Raw genomic sequence first — 18596 nt, 5'->3', positions numbered from 1 at the left:
AAAAAACATCACAATAGTTAATTCTACCTTAAAAAGGAAGAGAAATAAACACGAAAGTTTATTTGGTGTAGACATATGTATATCAGGAACGTACTTTATGAAGCGTTTCGGAATAGCGCTACGATTAAAGTGAAATATGTGTGGGTATATAGTGAAGGTCATTTTAGTGCGTTAAACTTAAAATTTTGGTAGTATGTTTTTCTGTTAATGAATTTTTGAAAGAAAGCATAAAAAAGTTGTTTGATATTAAAAATAGAGAGAGGGAGTTATGTGACTTTACTAAACTTACCGTTAATGTTGCTTATCGTTATATTTTTAGCGCTTGGCATTTTCAGCCAGTGGTTTGCTACCAGAATTAAATGGCCATCGATTGTCGTCATGGCCATCGTAGGGTTACTTGTAGGACCAATATTTGGTCTGATTAATCCTCAAGAAAGTTTAGGACAAGAAGTGTTCAGTCCATTAGTATCATTAGCTGTAGCAATTATCTTATTCGAAGGAAGTAGTAATTTAGACTTTCGTGAATTAAAAGGTATTTCCAAGGCAGTGATGCGTATCATTACTATAGGAGCTACGATTGCTTGGATCTTAGGTTCTATTGCCTTACATTATGTATTAGGATTCTCATGGGCAATTTCACTCGTCTTAGGCGGTTTATTTTTAATAACGGGACCTACCGTAATTCAACCGTTATTAAAACAAGCTAAAGTTCGAAAAAGTGTAGATTCAATATTAAGATGGGAAAGTATCATACTTGATCCTATTGGCCCTATGTTAGCGCTCGGTGCTTTTTATGTGTTTCAAATATTTGAACAGGGCTTTGAATTGCAAATTATATTGAGTTTCGTCTTACGTTTCTTAGTAGCTGTGGTCATCGGTTTTGGTGCATCATACTTATTTATGTGGCTGATTAAACGTGATTTAATCCCTCAAAATCTCATGCCACCGATTCAATTAGTCTTTATTTTATTAATATTTGCTATATGTGATGAAATTTTACCAGAATCTGGATTACTTGCAGTTACAATTTTCGGTTTAATGATGGCACGCATGAAACGACACGATTTAATATTCAAAGAATCTGATCATTTTATTGAGAACACGTCATCAATCATGATTTCAACGGTATTTATTTTAATTACATCTTCTTTAACATTAGAAGTATTAAAAAGTGTCATGTCGTGGAAATTATTTATTTTCTGCGCAATCATGATTATTTTAATTAGACCGATTTCAATTATACTGGCTACGATAAATACAGAAATTTCAAAACGTGAACGCGCGATGGTGTCTTTGATGGCGCCACGTGGTATTGTCGTTCTTACTGTTGCTCAGTTTTTTGGGGGCTTATTTGTAGAGAAAGGTACACCGATGGCTGAATTCATAACGCCAGTTACTTTTGGTTTAGTGTTTATTACCGTAGTGATTTATGGTTTTAGTTTCTTACCATTGAGTAAAGTGATGAAGCTTTCAAGTACAGAACCACCTGGTGTAATCATTGTAGGGGAAAGTGAATTTGCTTTTCATCTCGGTGCAAAATTGAGAGAACATAATATTCCAGTTATGGCATTTAATTTATTTAAAAATACGTCTCAACGGTCACATGATTTAGATTTTGAAATTTTTGAAGGCAATTTACTGTCTAGTAATGATCGTATTTATGCAGATATGACACGTTACAACAAATGTTTACTTATGACGCAATCATTTGTATTTAACAGTCTAGCATTTAATGAATTAGTCCCAGAATTTGGTTTGAAAAATGTAGATATGATGCCCGTGTCATTTAGTGATGAACATGCACGAAGTAATGTGGATGGGCCAATCAAAAATCATATTCTTTTTGATTGGAATTTTACATCACGTTGGTTTAACCGTTTTATTAAAGATCACAATATTATAGAAATACCAGTATCTTGTAAAGATGAGTTAACTGAAAATGATATGATACTTTATCATATCGGCGATGGTAAAGTCGTAACATTCAAACGTGGTAATAATAATCCTGTAGAATCAGAAAAAGGGATGATTGGTTATTTGAAAGACGCTTATTTACATCAAAATATATAGAAAAAATCCATTTGCGCAATGTTTTATTGTTAGCAAATGGATTTTTTATGCGTTTATTGAGTTGTTTTAATTTACGAAACGGTCATGCATTAACTCTTTTAAGATATCAATTTTTTCTTGGATAGTTTGACCTGAATTCGTATCACGTATTTTTTTACGCTGTAATTCTTTATCTACGACGCGGCGAATCGAAAGTTCGTCGGCACCGTTAAGTAGAACATGCTTTTTCGAATTAAAATGTTTATGAGCCACAAGTCGCATACCGAATGAGTTATAAAGTAAGGTATAGCCTGCGATACCGGTCGTTGATTGATAGGCTTTTGAGAAGCCGCCATCGATTACAATCATTTTACCTTCTGCTTTAATTGGATTTTCACCATCAATTTCTTTTACAGGGGTATGTCCGTTGATAATATGGCCTTGTTCTGGATCTAATCCAAAGTCTTTCAGCATTTTTTTACACATATCTACATCTTCACGTAAATAATAATATGGGTTTTTAGCTTCTTTATGTGCTGATTTATCACTAATAAAGTAACGTTCAAAAGTTGTCATTGCTCGTTTACCAAATAATGAAGAATATTTGCCAGTCCATAAATACCACACGAGATCAGTTGCTAAGTCATCTTCAATTTCTTTATTATCGAATGCTTTTCTTACGTGAGTTTCAAAGTAGTCTAATAAGTTTCGACCATAACGTTTTTCACCGTCTATCGTCATAGATTCCATTTCACCATTTTCATCTACAGGAATGCAACCATGGATAAGTAAATTACCGTTATAAGGCAAATAGAGCTTGCCTTTTTGCATTAAGAAAGTCATATGACGTTTTAATTTTTCTGATTGTTGAACAGATAATAATAAATTGTTCATCACTTCTTCTTCTTCTTCAAGTAATTTATTAGGGTCTTCTGGATCGATTGTTTGGAAACAAGTATTTTCTAACGTGTAAGTCTTGCCATACAATGTAGCTTCATTTTTTGCATAATCGATACTTTCTAACACTAAACGCTCTTCCATTTCGAATGTTGGGCGACGTTTAATAATAGGTGCTTCTAATTTAAACTGTAAGATTGCGATAGCTTGGTGTATTTTCGTGATTTGTTCTAATTCTGCTTGGGTTAAATCCTGAGGATTTTTAGGTTGAAACGCTTTGTTATTACCATCATAGTACTTTTCAGCAAGTGTTAATAATGGGCGCAAATTAATACCATAGGCATCTTCAACGATATCTAAGTTATTGTAACGTGCGCAAATACGCAGTAAATTAGCTAAACAAACCTTAGAGCCCGCATATGCTCCAATCCATAAAACGTCATGATTACCCCATTGAATATCTATTGAAGGATAGTCAATCAGTGTTTCTAAAATTTTATCTGGTTCTGGGCCACGATCATAAATATCACCTACAACATGTAAATGATTAACTACTAAATGTTGTATAGTAAATGATAAACCGATGATTAAATCATCAGATTGTTCAAGCTCTATGATTTGATTGATTAATGTTTCGTAATAGGAATGTTTATTATTGTATTTATTACTTTTATACAGTAATTCTTCAATAATGAAGACATAGTTTTTAGGTAAAGATTTACGTAATTTTGTACGTGTATACTTTGATGATGCATATGTAATCAATTTAATTAAACGATTAATTGTAGTTACATACCACTCATCTAATTCAGCTTTAGAAGTAAAATTGTTTTTTATTAATTTTATTTTTTCTTCTGGGTAGTATACGAGTGAGGAAAATTCATTAATTTCTTTACGTGTTAAAGTATCTTGGAAAATGTCGTTAATCTTTGACAGTACATTCCCAGACCCATTACGTAACACATGTTGGAAAGCATGGAATTCACCATGTAAATCACTGACGAAGTGTTCTGTGCCTTTTGGAAGTTCTAAAATAGATTCCAAATTAATGATTTCTGTAGCCAATTCTTCCTTTGAGTTGAATTGTTCTGAAAGTAAGTCTAAATATCTGTCCTTTACGCTCTTATCCGTTGTTTTACACATGATTTATGTCACTCCAGTTGTATAATTTTTGTAATGTTTTGTATTACAGCTATGTAAAACGCTTTCATTATATAGTCTATATTGTAGCATTATTTTGAATTGTTATGTCCATTTCTTATTATATTATTAACTGTACATAAATTCTAAAAAATGGCTTAGTCATGTATAAACGATAGCAAATATATATAATGGAAAAGGTCGATTATCACAAAAAATAATGTAAAATAACATGTTACTCAAATACAGTTAAAATGATATTAATATAAAAGTTGTGGGAAACATACATTATTTTGAATTGTAAAGTGTGATTATAAGCACGAAAAGAGAATAATTACACCTTTAATTTTAACCGTTAAAAACGCTTGTATAACAGCATTTATAGTGTCATAAAGACCTTTTAATAAAAAAAGACCAAAAAAACTTCTCATAAGTGGTTTAAAATTCCATTAATTTTTGTATAATGAATGCATGTGACAAAATCATATAATAAAAGGGAGTTTGTTCAATGTTTACATTGGGAGCATCATTACAGAGTCAAGTAGACCCGAACTGGCAAACGTATATTATGCTGATTATTTATTTCATTGTTTTATTGGGCATAGGTTACTATGGCTTTAAACAATCGACAGGCAATGTCAGTGAATATATGTTGGGCGGCAGAAACATTGGTCCATATGTAACAGCACTATCTGCAGGTGCATCCGACATGAGTGGTTGGATGATCATGGGACTACCTGGGGAAGTTTATACTACTGGGCTATCAGCAGCGTGGTTAGCGATTGGTCTAACTATAGGGGCATACATAAACTATATTGTTGTAGCACCGCGTCTCCGTGTATATACAGAGAAAGCTGGGGACGCCATTACGCTACCAGATTTCTTTAAAAATAGATTAGATGATAAATCTAACTCTATTAAAATAATTGCCGGGGCAATTATTGTCGTATTCTTTACGCTTTATACTCATTCTGGAATGGTTTCAGGTGGGGTGTTATTTGAAAGTGCATTTGGTATGAACTATCACTTAGGTATGATAATCGTAGCGGCTATTGTTATTGCATATACATTCTTTGGTGGATATTTAGCCGTATCATTAACAGACTTTTTCCAAGGGGTCGTTATGATTATCGCTATGGTAATGGTACCGATTGTTGCTATGATGCAATTAAGTGGACTTGATACAATATCACAAGCAGCAGCATTAAAACCTACGAACTTGGACTTGTTTAAAGGTACAACAGCGATAGGTATTATTTCATTCTTTGCTTGGGGCTTAGGTTATTTTGGTCAGCCGCATATTATTGTACGTTTTATGTCTATCAAATCAATCAAACAAATACCAACAGCAAGACGTTTTGGTATTGGTTGGATGGCAATCAGTTTATTAGGTGCAGTAGGCGTCGGTCTTACAGGTATCACATTTATCAATCAAAGTGGTACTGATATACAAGATCCTGAAACACTATTCATTTTAATGGGACAAATTTTATTCCATCCGCTTGTTGGTGGATTCTTACTTGCTGCTATTTTAGCCGCAATTATGAGTACAATTTCTTCACAATTGTTAGTGACATCTAGTTCATTAACAGAAGACTTTTATAAATTATTCCGTGGTGAGAAAGCAGCCAAAGAACATCAAAAAGAATTTGTTATGGTGGGACGTTTATCAGTAATCGTTGTAGCACTTATATCACTTTGGATTGCTTGGACACCAAACGACACGATTTTAGGTCTTGTAGGTAATGCATGGGCAGGTTTTGGTGCAGCATTTGGACCACTTGTACTATTGTCATTATATTGGAAAGGCTTAAGTCGTACTGGTGCAGTGAGTGGTATGTTATCAGGGGCAATTGTAGTAGTTATATGGATTGCGTTTGTTAAACCACTTGGTGAAATCAATGATTTCTTTAATTTATATGAAATCATACCAGGCTTCTTAACAAGTTTAATTGTAACGGTTGTAGTAAGTAAATTTACTAAAAAACCTGAGATTGATGTTGAAGCTGATTTAGCAGATGTACGTCAAACTGTTAACGATGCTAAAAAGCAAAAATAGTACATAATTTAAATAAGGGGTTTAAATTATGACTACAAAATTAAACAAATAAACTAAATAGTGATTGTGGAATCACCATTTAGTTTAAAGCGGGAGAAATTATAGATTATAAAAGACTAACTTCAAAGGGGAGTTAGTCTTTTTTATTGATTAAATTGACTTCAAAATATGATGTATTTCGATTTATTACTGAATGATACTTTTTTGAATGATTGATATAAAGCATGCAATGTTTGCGATATTGAGTTTGCGGTAATTAATAAAGATAATGATTTCCTAGGAGGATTAAAAGATGGTTACTGTAAATGCTATAATGAAGATTGACCCGTCAAAGCGTGATCAGTATTTAGCACTAGTAGAACCACTTGTATTAGCAGACTAACAAAGAAGATGGCGCATTGTATTATGCACACTTTGAACGCACTGATGAGCCTAATACATTTGCTTTTATTGAACAATATGAAAATGAAGAAGCTTTAGAAGTGCACAATGGTACAGAACACTTTCAACACTTTTTCAAAAAAGTTACGCAATATTTGATTACTAAACCAGATATTCAAGTTTCTCAAACTAAATAAAAGACTATTTCAAAATAAGAGTCTAAACTTACGTAATCTTGTGAGTTTAGACTTTTTATTCCTTTTTCCTAGGGTTAATTAAGACACTAAGCTGTTGTAGTGTAATATAATGGTGTATAATTTCATATTGGAAGCAATTATAATAAAAATACCCCTATTTTTTAAAAGTGCGTAATACGTTTTAGTAAGGAGAGAAGAGATAATGTTGTATCAACACGGTACACTAGGTACGTTGATGGCAGGTTTGTTAGAAGGCACTGCTACGATTAACGAGATTTTAGAACATGGTGATTTAGGTATAGGAACGCTAACTGGCTCTGATGGTGAAGTTATTATATTAGATGGTATCGCATATCATGCTAATGAATATGGTGAGTTCAAACAATTAGAGGGTCACGAAATGACACCATTCTCTACAGTTACCCCTTTCAAAGTAGATAAGCAATTTGATGTTCGATATATCACCGACTCTGAAGCTGTGTTGAATGAAATCCAACGTCAAGCGACGAGTAATAATATATTTATAGCTGTCAAAATCACCGGTAAATTTGAAATGATTCATGCCAGAATGATGCCGAAGCAAGAGAGACCTTATACAAAATTAATAGAATCAGCTAAAAAACAACCTGAATATACGAAAGAACAAGTACATGGCACGATTGTAGGATTTTATTCTCCACAATTATTTCATGGCGTCGTCGCAGGAGGATTTCATTTACATTTTGTGGATGAAAATAAAACGTTTGGTGGCCATGTCTTAGATTTTGAATTTAATAGTGGTTCTGTAGAAATTAGTAATATAGAAACACTTGAACAACACTTTCCTGTGAATAATGATGAATTTTTAAAAACAGATATAGATTATTCAAGCGTTCATGAAGATATTAAAGAAGCAGAATAAATCATTGAGTGCTATAAAAAGATTTTTCACATCATACAAACAATGAAATGATTTATAATAATTTGGCTATGAAATTATCCAATCAAATACGGCAAAATATTTTTAGAAAAGTGTTAAAATGGTGGAGTGATGTTTTGAGTTGGACATATGTAGCTTTACGATAATAAAAAATATTGAATTGTTAGTAAACTGAGATAAATAGGCTACATGTGCTTACGATCTAATGAGACTGAGATATAAATACAACATACTACGTTGTAAATGTAAATTTGAGATTACACAGTAGTTGTCTGATATCTAAATGCACTTGTATCAAGTTTTAAAGAACTAATGCTTCATGTATGAAGGCTAGTAGTTCTTATGCAAGAGCCTCAGCTCTTGTATTCCTTTATCTAGTCAGCCTTGTGGGGGTGGGAATACGAAATCAAATTTCACATTTTTGATTTCTCTCTCTCTCCCATTTTTATATGTGCTTTTTAAATACTAAAATTTGTAGGGCGCATACGTATTAAACTAATAAAAAAATAAAATATTAAAGGAGATGAACACCAACATTGGTTAAATATTTAAAGTCACTTGTTCGATTTAATACCATGAAAATCGATGTTGCTAAAGGTTTAAGACAAGCTATATTAATGTTTATCCCACTCGTTATTGGTTATTTAATGGGTCATCTTTCTACAGGATTATTAATATCTACTGGTACTTTAGCACATATATATGTATTTGGTGGGTCATCCAAATCGAAACTACGTATCGTATTTTTCTCATCGATAGGGTTATCTATTGCAATGATATTAGGTACGCTCACAGTAAGCCAGCCACTTATCTTTGGTGTATTACTACTTATTGTTACGGTGATTCCGTATTATATATTTAGTTCGTTGAATATACCTGGACCTTCATCGACATTCTTTATTGTTGCTTTCAGTTTACCTTTTAACTTACCTGTAGCTCCAGAAGAAGCCTTATATAGAGGGCTTGCTATGTTTGTTGGGGGATTATTAGCAACATTAATTGTTACTATCCTTATAGTAATCTCAAAAGAATCTGCAGAATCAAAAGCTATTAAAAACGATTATAATATCATTAAACAACTTATTTATAATTTTGATGATCCGAAAGCATTTGCTAAAGCATCACAATTCGCAGTGACTGCTTTTAGAAATTCAGACACTCAGCTGATCACTTCCAGTACTGCCAAATCTAAAGAGTCACCCGAATTTCAACGTTTGCTGTTACTTCATAATACGGCGCAAGGTATTCATTCAGAATTATTAGAGCTGAATGAAAAGAACACACGTCCATTACCTAAAGAAATCAAAGTAATGGCAGATTTTGTAATTAAACTTGTATATTCTGAAGGTGATATTAAAAAACAATGGACAAAAGCAGTGGAAATTGATGACCAATATCAAAATCTCGTTGATAATATATTCAAAGTAGATGCAATCATGAATGCAGGTGATGAACGTGTAGAACATGAAATTGATATTCGTGTTCCTATATACGGACATCGTATGTTAACAAATTTAACACTGGATTCATTTGTGTTTAGAAATACATTACGCTATACAGTTATTATGGCTATTTCAATTTTTATAGCGCTTATGTTTGGTTTTGAAAAAGCATATTGGATTCCTTTAAGTACACATACAGTACTATTAGGTTCAACAACGTTACATAGTTTTGAGCGTGCTTGGATCTAGGGGAGTTGGTACAATTATAGGTGTGCTTGTATTATCTCTTATTTTATTATCGACGCCGCCGTTACCAATTGCGATTCTCTTGTTAGCTGCAGCAGCAGGTGTGACAGAAGTGTTTGTGGGGGCTAACTATTCATTCGCTGTTATTTTCATAACGATTCAAGTGATCTTGTTGAACGGTATAGCAGCAAACCACTTAACAATTTTAATTGCGTTGCCACGTGTGATTGATGTAATTGTGGGTATTGCAATTGCTGTTATTTGTTTATTGATAATAGGCAGAAAGACAGCGTCATCCATGTTACCAGCAACACTTGCAGACGTTGCAAGAGACGAGGCAGTATTATTCCATTACTTGTTTGCAAGTAGTAAATATTCATCACGAGAACAAGACAAACAAGAAATGCTTCAGTTAAGTGTGAAACTCAATAACATGAAGCAAGTATATAACAGCGCAAACGGTGAACTGTTTAGTAATAAGATGGTCATACAGTATTATTATCCGAGTATTTATGCCCTAGAAGAAATTAGCTTTATGCTTACAAGGGCTTTGAGTAATGAAGAAAGATATCATATAGATGATGAAACAATGGGCGAATACTTACTTATCTTTGAAAATATAGCAAAACATTTTGAAAGAGGTTCGCATATTAAAGTCCAAGAAATACCAGAACTACCTCAGTATATACACATTAAAACATCATTGATGAGTATTCAGAATAACTGTATGAATGCAAGACAAAAAGTGAATTTAGCACAAGTTTAAAAAGCAAGCCAACCCTATGATGAATGAAATCAAGGGTTGGCTTGCTTTGTTTTTTATTTATTTTAAGGTGTCAAACAAGTTTTCAAGTGCGAAAGGGAGTCTGAGGTTTGTCTGAGGTAAGACTGCCCTTAGTGATCTTGTTTATTTTCACCTTCTTGTTCTGCTTTCTTTTCTTCCTCTTGTTTTTTCTCTTCAATATCTTTCTTAGCTTCAGTTCTTTTCTGTTCTTGTTGTTTTTCTTGGTCTTCCATTTTTTTATAACGTTCTTTTTGTCTAAACCCATAAGTACTTTCTAATATGAGTTCTTCATTGTTTAAACCAGCACCAATTGCACCGGCAACTGTTGATATAGAAGTAGCAAACCAAGCAAGATTTATATAAGTGATTAACGTTGCGGGGCCACCCATTTGTAAAGTTTGGCCTAAATAGCCTGAAGGCAAGACTACAAGAGTAGCAATTAAGAATAAAAAGAATAATATTATATAATAAATGATAAGTGAAACAGTTAGCGTTAGTACTGTCGTCAAATTATATAACATTGTAACTCTTTTATTTCTACTCTCTTTTTTCGATTCCCATAAATGGTGCGCTACAATAATCCAAAACATCATGCCAAAAATGGCGACTACCATCATGAGTAACATACGCCAAGATGAATAAACATAACTTAAATTCCACATCGTAGTAAAAACGATACCGAAAGCACCAGTAGTGAATGCTATGGCTACGACATTACTTAAGCTACTGAGCATGTTTAATGGATTGTTTGCAAATGTCATACCACTAATTAAACGGAAAGAACCTTTTGTATTAGATGAAACAAAATAATGTGTATGTTTGGAATTTGTATCTTCCAAATATGCTGTACGTGATTTTAAAGTTGAAAGTGGAAATTGTGATTTTAATTTTTCTTGACTATCTTTATCGTGGTTACTATTTTTTTGTAAATCCTGTGAATGATCCATATTTACAGTTTCAATAATTCCAACTATAGATTTTTGTATACGTTTTTGAACTGGTCGCCAACCGTAGGAAGGGACGGAAATTAAACTGGCACCATTACTTTTATTGATATCAAAAGCGATTACATTATTATCTTTAATAATAGGGAGGTCAGTAAGTCCTATCGTATATTGCCAATTATTATTATTTTGGTAGTTAGCAATTTTCTCGAATATTTCTTTGGCGGTTTCTGCAGAACCGGTGAGGGGATCAACAACTGTATTGATTTTCCATTCGATATCTTTAGCAAAATAATTTGATAATACCTCTGATAAGTTATTTTCAAGATTGTGAGCGATTTTTTCTGTTATTCCTGGCGCCGCTACTAATCCAATTTCAATCGTTCTATTTGTCATTGGAATCCTCCTCACTGTGTGACAGTTTTTGGCCATTATTGTATTCTGATGCTTGATTAGAACTATTAGTGTTATCGTCGTCTTGTTCTAGTTCTTTATATCTATAATATTGTCTGAATGAATATGTTACACGTTTGATTTTTTCAGCATTTTCAACCGTTGAACCCATGGCACCGACTAAAATGCCCAACGAAGTTATAAACCAAATAAGGTTAATATAGTTGACGAAAGTTGGCTGTTTTTCATTCAAAGAAGTCCAGCTAGAAAAGATCTCTGGTGGTACAAATAATAATGTGCTTATTGTGAGTAATATAAATAATGCAACAAAATTAAAAATGGTAATAGCGAATAATGTAGTCAATGTCGTGAAATTGTAAATGAAACGATACGATTGTTGTGTCTTTGGATTTGGGCGCTCCCATAAATTATATGAATATATTAACCATCCGACCATGCCGCTTATAGATAATAACATGAGTAGAATAAAGCGCCAGTATTCATAATCTAAGCTCAAATCCCATGGTGTTGAGAAGATTGCGATATATGTTCCAGTTGCAAAGGATACTGAAATAATTTTTTTGAAATCTAAAATAGCAGACCAAGGTTCATTAGAAAAAGTCATGCCTAAGATTAAATGAAACCAACCTAAAAATGATGTTTTAGAAACAATACGCTTTCTATTATCTTGTTTGTTATCTTCATTTGGTATAACTTCATTGAATTTTGTTAATTTAAAATACTTTGATTTCAAAAGGCTTTTATCTGAACCTGAAGTAAAAAAATATTTAACAATAAATGTAATGAAATGACGTAGCTTGTGTTTTAAATTCACAGCACCTAATGCTGGAACCGATAATAATGCTGTTTTGTCGTCTAGGTTTATATCACAAATTACAGTTTTATTATTAGATAAGCTTGGTAAATCAGTTATACAAATTGTGTAATCCCAATTCTTTTGTTTTTTAATATTTGATGCGATATCTAGTGCTTTATCCATATGTTCAGCAGTTCCAACCATTGAAGCGACATGTGTTTCAAATTCCCAATTCGTTTTATCATCTACATGGTTTTGGATATCATCAGCTAGATAATCGGAAATCTTGTTTATCAGTTTATGTGGCATGTCAGGTGAAGGAATTAAACCTATTGTTATATTTGTCATTATATCCCTCCTTTATAAATAGTGTATGAAATGATTAGATTCATACTTTAATTCCCGTTCGTTAAGGAAATTAATCATTTTTAATGAGTTTGAGTTTTTAATTGAAAGTGTATATTACTTTGTTTGTAACTTTTTAGTAGTGGTAAACAATAATTAAGACGAAGAATAAATTATAACGTAGGAGGTTGAAGTTAATGCCTTGGACAATGAATGATTACCCACAAAGTTGGAAAAACATGGAAAAACTAGAACTTAAAAAAGCAATAGATATTGGAAATGCGATGCTTAAAGATGGTTATAAAGAAGATAGAGCAATACCAATTGCGACGAAACAAGCTGAATCTTGGTATAAAGACGCTTCTAAAAAAGAATTAGATGAATTGAAAAACAAGAAAATAACTAAACATGAAAAAGATGATTCAGCGAATCCTAAATTAAATAATAAAGATGTTCACGTTTATTTTGAAGATAATAAGTGGAAGATTAAAACGGAGGGTGCTAAGCAAGCTTCCGATAGTTTTGATAAGAAAGAAGACGCCATGAAACGTGCACGTAATATTGCTGATAACAGATCGACAGAAGTGAGAGAACATAAGAAAGATGAATAGCATTCAAATATTCAGTTTTCTAGTCATCTTTGCCGGGGTGGGACAACGAAATCTCATTTAAAAATGAGGTTTCTGTTCCACTCCTTTTTTTAAATATATTTTAGTTTTGAAAACAAAACAACGATTTTTTAAAAGTGTAGTTTATCACATTTGAAGTATCTTTTTATTTAGTTAATAAATGGGAATTAGCTATAATGTAGTTTAAGTAGATTTTTGGGAGGAACGAAATATGTATATTGAACGTAAACCTTCGTTAAATATAGACAATTTGAAGGAAGAATTTAGAGCGAGTATAAAAAATATCAATAATCAAGAAGATGCATTTGATATGGTAATAGGGTTTGTTGCTTTAGAACAATTATACTCGTCAGCGCTTAAGGAAATTAGTACTAAGTTAGATATCTTAGATGACAATTTTCAACAAATGTATAAACACAACCCAATTCATCATATGGAACGTCGTGTTAAAGAAATGAGAAGCTTAATTAAAAAGTTAAATCGTAAAGGATTAGAGATAAGCACAACGTCTGCTAAAGAAAATATACTAGATATCGCAGGTATTAGAGTGATATGTAATTATATTGATGATATTTATGTTATAGAAGAATTATTACTCAAACAAGAAGATGTGAAGCTCTTGAAACGTAAAGACTATATTGGAAATCCTAAAGATAATGGATATCGTAGTTTACATATCGTTGTAGCCATTCCAGTATTTTTAGCTAATTCAGTAGAAACTGTGCCTGTAGAAATTCAAATTAGAACAATTGGTATGGATATGTGGGCAAGCTTAGAGCATAAAATACGCTATAAAAACACTGAAAATACTGAGAACCATAGAAATGTATTAAAGCAATGTGCAAACGAAATAACAGCGGTTGAAAGTAAAATGCAAAATATACATTCTGAAGTCTTCGATAATTAAATAAGGCTACATTAAAGTTGAAGCTCTAATTTGTTGTGGCTAGGGACGGGTGTCGTGAGCTTCACCCATCTTAATGCTTCAAATTTTTTATGAAAGTAAAATAAATATAATAACCGATATGCCAGGTTCAAGTCCTGCCATGTCGGTTTTTTAAGTTGAAAAGAGATAAAAATATCATTTGCAAGCGTTTGCAAATACTGAACTTGTGTATTACTATACTTGTATACAAGTATATCGTATTGATAAAAGAGGTGATGTCATCATGAATTATAAATATCCAGAACAATGGTTAGAAGGTGTCTCGAAAGGTGAAATGATTGCTCGCAGAGATTCGTTTAAGAATTGTTGAGGGCACAATAACGCCAGATACGTTATTGACGGAGAATCAAATTGCTAAAGAATTTAATGTTAGTCGATCGCCAGTTAGGGATGCATTTAAATTATTAAAGCAAGATCAATTGATACATTTAGAAAGAATGGGCGCAGAAGTATTGCCTTTTGATGATACAGAGAAAAAAGAACTTTATGATTTAAGAATAATGTTGGAATCATTTGCGTTTAGTAGAATCAAAGCTTTGAATAATGAACAGATTGTTAAAGAATTACGTAAACAATTAGAAATGATGAAAGTGGCAGTTAAATTCGAAGATGCAGAAGCATTTACTGAACATGATATGAAATTTCATGAAGTAACCATACTCGCTTCAAAGCACCAATACTTAAAAAATTTTTGGAATAACTTAAGACCGGTAATGGAAGCACTGATACTATTGTCAATGCGTACACGCATGAGCGAGAATCCAGAAGATTTTGAGCGCATTCATCGTAATCATGAAGTGTTTATAGAAGCGGTTGCGAAGCAAGATGCTCGCAAAACTTAGAGAAGCATTCCATCTCAACTTTGATGATGTTGGTGAGGATGTTGACAGTTTCTGGTTAAATTAATGTTTTAACCCGGTAAAGAAGTAGGAGGAAAAATCATGAAATACATGATAGGTGTCGATATAGGCACAACGAGTACGAAGTCAGTACTATACGATGAAAAAGGTCAATTTATAATGAAACACAATATCGGTTATCCATTGCATACACCGAATGTGGAAATTTCTGAAGAAAACCCAGACGAGCTATTTGATGCAGTGTTAATGACAGTTAAGTATGTAATGAGAGAAGCTAATATCGCTAAAGAGGATCTCAAATTAATCTCCTTTAGTGCACAAATGCACAGTTTAATAGCAATGGATGCAAGTAATCAACGCTTAACTGAAAATTTAACTTGGGCAGATAATCGTGCAAGCCAATACGCTGAACTAATTAAAAATGAACATAATGGTAATGAAATATATCAAAGAACCGGCACACCAATCCATCCTATGTCACCATTGGCAAAAATATTCTGGATGAAGCACGAACAACAAGAAATATACAAACAAACTGCTACATTTGCTGATATTAAGACATACATTTTCTACCAATTATTTGAGCAATTTGTTATAGATCAATCCATGGCATCATCTACAGGAATGCTTAACTTAGAAACATTATCTTGGGATAAAGAAGCGCTCGAATTGTTAGGTATTGAAGAAACACAATTGCCAGAGGTTGTACCAACAACGCACATTTTAAAAGGTATGAAACATCGTTATGCAACATTGATGGGCATAGATGAAAATACACCAATTGTGGTTGGTGCAAGTGACGGGGTACTTTCCAATTTAGGTGTGAACGCATTTAAAAAAGGTGAAGTCGCTGTGACGATAGGAACATCGGGAGCGATAAGAACAGTGATAGATAAACCACGTACAGATTATAAAGGACGTATTTTCTGTTATGTGTTAACTGAAGACCATTATGTTATAGGTGGTCCTGTGAACAATGGTGGTGTTGTATTACGTTGGCTTCGTGATGAATTATTAGCTAGTGAAGTAGAGACTGCAAAACGTTTAGGCGTCGATCCGTATGATGTGTTAACTAAAATTGCTAATCGAGTTAAACCAGGTGCAGAAGGGTTGATTTTCCATCCATATCTCGTCGGTGAACGTGCACCATTATGGAATGCAGATGCTAGAGGTTCATTCTTTGGTTTAACACTAACACACAAAAAAGAACATATGATTCGTGCTCGCGTTAGAAGGTGTACTTTATAATCTTTACACCGTATATCTTGCGCTAATCGAAGTGATGAATGAAACGCCATCGACAATTAAAGCAACAGGCGGTTTTGCGAAAAGTGAAGTGTGGCGCCAAATGATGGCAGATATTTTTGATACGAATTTAATTGTACCTGAAAGTTATGAAAGTTCTTGTTTGGGCGCATGTGTATTAGGAATGAAAGCACTTGGGGAAATTGATGATTTTTCTATTATCGAAGAGATGGTCGGTACTACAAACGAACATAAACCAAACCAAGATAATGTAAAAGTGTATCAACAACTCGTTTCCATATTTATCAACTTAAGTCGATCATTAGAGGATCGCTACGCAGAAATTGCAACATTTCAACGTGAACATATGACAGAGGACAAACCATAGCAAAACGATATAGATATAACCTTTAAAGAGAAAAGTGACAAGTAAACAAGCGACACTCACGTTATGAAAAACTTGTCACATGCTCTTTAAAATTTTAATTATGAAAGAAAGCGTTACCATGATTGATTAGTTACATGTCTGTTAAGTTCTAATTCAATCTTTAATTTGAAAGGGGAGAACGATGATGTTTGAAACAATTTGGCCATTGATTACGGTGGTAATAGGAATTATCGTATTATTATCACTTATTATTTTCTTGAAATTAAACACATTTATTTCATTAATTATCACATCAATTGTGACAGCAATTTTACTAGGTATGCCTTTAGATAAAATCATTGAAACAGTAGAAAATGGTATGGGAAGTACACTAGGACATATTGCATTGATCTTCGGATTAGGCGCTATATTAGGGAAACTACTCTCTGATGGTGGGGGTGCGACACGTATTGCCGACACGCTCATCGATAAGTTCGGACCTAAACATGTACAATGGGCAATGCTTGTAGCTGCGTTTATTGTAGGTATTGCCTTATTCTTTGAAGTAGGTTTAGTATTATTGATTCCTTTAGTATTTACGATTGCTAAACGTGCAAATGTTTCACAATTGAAATTAGGTTTTCCAATGGTTGTGGCTTTATCTGTAACACACGGATTTTTACCGCCACATCCAGGACCAGTGGTTATAGCTAAAGAATTAGACGCAAACCTAGGTCATGTATTACTTTACGGTATGATTATTGCGGTTCCAGTTACAATTATAGCTGGACCATTGTTTAATAAAATTGCTCAAAAAATTGCACCAACAGCTTATACGCGTGAGGGTGATATATCAGCCTTAGGTGCACAAAAAGAATTTTCAGAAGAAGAAATGCCAGGATTCGGAGTCAGTTTATTAACTGCGATTTCCCCTGTTATTTTGATGTTGTTATCAACAATTGTACAATTAATTACAGGACATGAAGAAGCTACCAATGGCTTTGAATCATTTATTTACTTTATTGGTACTGCGGCTACGGCAATGCTTATCGCGGTATTGTTTGCAATCTTTACTATGGGTATAAAACAAGGACGCAAAAACTCAGAAATTATGGATTCAGTATCTAATGCGATTTATCCAATTGGGATGATGATCTTAATTATTGGTGGTGGCGGCACTTTCAAAGAAGTGTTAATTGAAGGTGGCGTTGGAGATACGATTGCTACATTATTTGAAGGTACAGAAATGTCGCCGATATTCTTAGCATGGCTGGTTGCTCGCAGTACTTCGTATTGCACTAGGTTCATCAACAGTAGCGACAATATCATCTACAGGTATCGTCTTACCATTGTTACAAGTATCAGATGTTAACGTTGCGCTCGTTGTTCTTGCCATAGGTGCGGGTAGTGTTATTTTATCTCACGTTAATGATGCAGGTTTCTGGATGTTCAAAGAATATTTCGGTTTGACTGTTAAAGAGACTTTCTTAACGTGGTCATTACTTGAAACTGTGATTTCAGTATCTGGTTTAATCTTCATACTTATACTTAATATGTTTGTATAAAATAGAAAGACAATTTGTCGACAAAGTCTAACGACTTTGTTGGCATTTTTTTATGCACGCTTTCTGCGGGCACAGCCTCAGCTTGTAGTCTTCGGCTAGTACTTTATTAACGAGGCAGGAGTTGGGCCAAATAATTGCCGTTTTAAACTAAAATAATCTCATGAGTGAACTCATATAAAAGCAAACACATATAAAAAATATAACTGGAAAAGAGAAAAAAGATTAACTTAATATCTATTAAAATTAAAAAATGAAATTGATGAACAAAGATAATCTCAATAAAGGAGTCCTTAATAGTTAAGAGGCTTTTTATGTAATTTATTATGAATTTTCAAATTTTTGTTGTGATTTTACGTTACTTAAATATAGTT

Annotated in this window: 9 protein-coding genes and 4 pseudogenes; 10 read left to right on the top strand and 3 right to left on the bottom strand. The window is 33.2% G+C overall.

Annotation, left to right across the window (positions count from 1 at the left end; translation table 11 throughout):
• Positions 1-294 precede the first annotated feature (294 nt).
• Positions 295-2070 carry a cation:proton antiporter gene (locus ABLV95_RS09910; RefSeq protein ID WP_460872850.1) on the top strand — a complete coding sequence of 592 codons (1776 nt, stop codon included), beginning with the start codon at positions 295-297 and terminating at the stop codon, positions 2068-2070.
• A 66-nt stretch (positions 2071-2136) separates the two neighbouring features.
• Here the strand turns inward: ABLV95_RS09910 and ABLV95_RS09905 are convergent, their stop codons facing one another.
• Positions 2137-4089, bottom strand: coding sequence for a fructose-1,6-bisphosphatase (locus tag ABLV95_RS09905; RefSeq protein ID WP_460875500.1), 1953 nt, complete (start codon positions 4087-4089; stop codon positions 2137-2139).
• Positions 4090-4594: 505 nt separating this feature from the next.
• On the opposite strand from ABLV95_RS09905, the gene putP reads away from it, so the two are divergent.
• The 4 genes and pseudogenes from putP (at position 4595) to ABLV95_RS09885 (ending at position 10096) form a co-directional block, all read left to right on the top strand.
• Complete coding sequence (gene putP / locus ABLV95_RS09900) at positions 4595-6145, top strand: sodium/proline symporter PutP (protein ID WP_427706401.1); 1551 nt, start codon at positions 4595-4597, stop codon at positions 6143-6145.
• 398 nt (positions 6146-6543) lie between these two features.
• The gene (locus tag ABLV95_RS09895; RefSeq protein WP_460875497.1) at positions 6544-6723 is read left to right on the top strand and encodes a putative quinol monooxygenase; all 180 of its coding nucleotides are present in this window, start codon (positions 6544-6546) and stop codon (positions 6721-6723) included.
• Positions 6724-6925: 202 nt separating this feature from the next.
• Positions 6926-7624, top strand: a complete 699-nt coding sequence (gene budA, locus ABLV95_RS09890; RefSeq protein ID WP_460871986.1) for an acetolactate decarboxylase — start codon at positions 6926-6928, stop codon at positions 7622-7624.
• Between the two features lie 554 nt (positions 7625-8178).
• A pseudogene (locus ABLV95_RS09885) lies at positions 8179-10096 on the top strand (FUSC family protein).
• A 128-nt stretch (positions 10097-10224) separates the two neighbouring features.
• On the opposite strand, the gene ABLV95_RS09880 reads toward ABLV95_RS09885, so the two are convergent.
• Both ABLV95_RS09880 and ABLV95_RS09875 read right to left on the bottom strand, forming a co-directional pair.
• Positions 10225-11454, bottom strand: coding sequence for a 5,10-methylene-tetrahydrofolate dehydrogenase (locus ABLV95_RS09880; RefSeq protein ID WP_427706410.1), 1230 nt, complete (start codon positions 11452-11454; stop codon positions 10225-10227).
• On the bottom strand, positions 11444-12616 hold the full coding sequence (locus ABLV95_RS09875; protein ID WP_460875495.1) for a hypothetical protein: 1173 nt from the start codon (positions 12614-12616) through the stop codon (positions 11444-11446). The genes ABLV95_RS09880 and ABLV95_RS09875 overlap by 11 nt, the downstream gene beginning before the upstream one ends.
• A gap of 194 nt (positions 12617-12810) precedes the next feature.
• On the opposite strand from ABLV95_RS09875, the gene ABLV95_RS09870 reads away from it, so the two are divergent.
• From ABLV95_RS09870 to ABLV95_RS09850, 5 genes and pseudogenes are all read left to right on the top strand, one after another.
• Positions 12811-13224, top strand: a complete 414-nt coding sequence (locus ABLV95_RS09870) for a DUF2188 domain-containing protein (RefSeq protein WP_427706415.1) — start codon at positions 12811-12813, stop codon at positions 13222-13224.
• Between the two features lie 229 nt (positions 13225-13453).
• The gene (locus ABLV95_RS09865) at positions 13454-14149 is read left to right on the top strand and encodes a GTP pyrophosphokinase (protein WP_427706417.1); all 696 of its coding nucleotides are present in this window, start codon (positions 13454-13456) and stop codon (positions 14147-14149) included.
• 262 nt (positions 14150-14411) lie between these two features.
• Positions 14412-15094, top strand: a pseudogene (locus ABLV95_RS09860) (GntR family transcriptional regulator).
• 35 nt (positions 15095-15129) lie between these two features.
• Positions 15130-16681 (top strand): annotated as a pseudogene (gntK, locus tag ABLV95_RS09855) (gluconokinase).
• 184 nt (positions 16682-16865) lie between these two features.
• Positions 16866-18225, top strand: a pseudogene (locus ABLV95_RS09850) (gluconate:H+ symporter).
• Positions 18226-18596: the final 371 nt, after the last annotated feature.

Source organism: Staphylococcus sp. Mo2-1, assembly GCF_046721385.1.
Classification (GTDB): Bacteria; Bacillota; Bacilli; order Staphylococcales; family Staphylococcaceae; genus Staphylococcus; species Staphylococcus equorum_A.
This window is presented reverse-complemented; position numbering and strand designations above follow the sequence as displayed.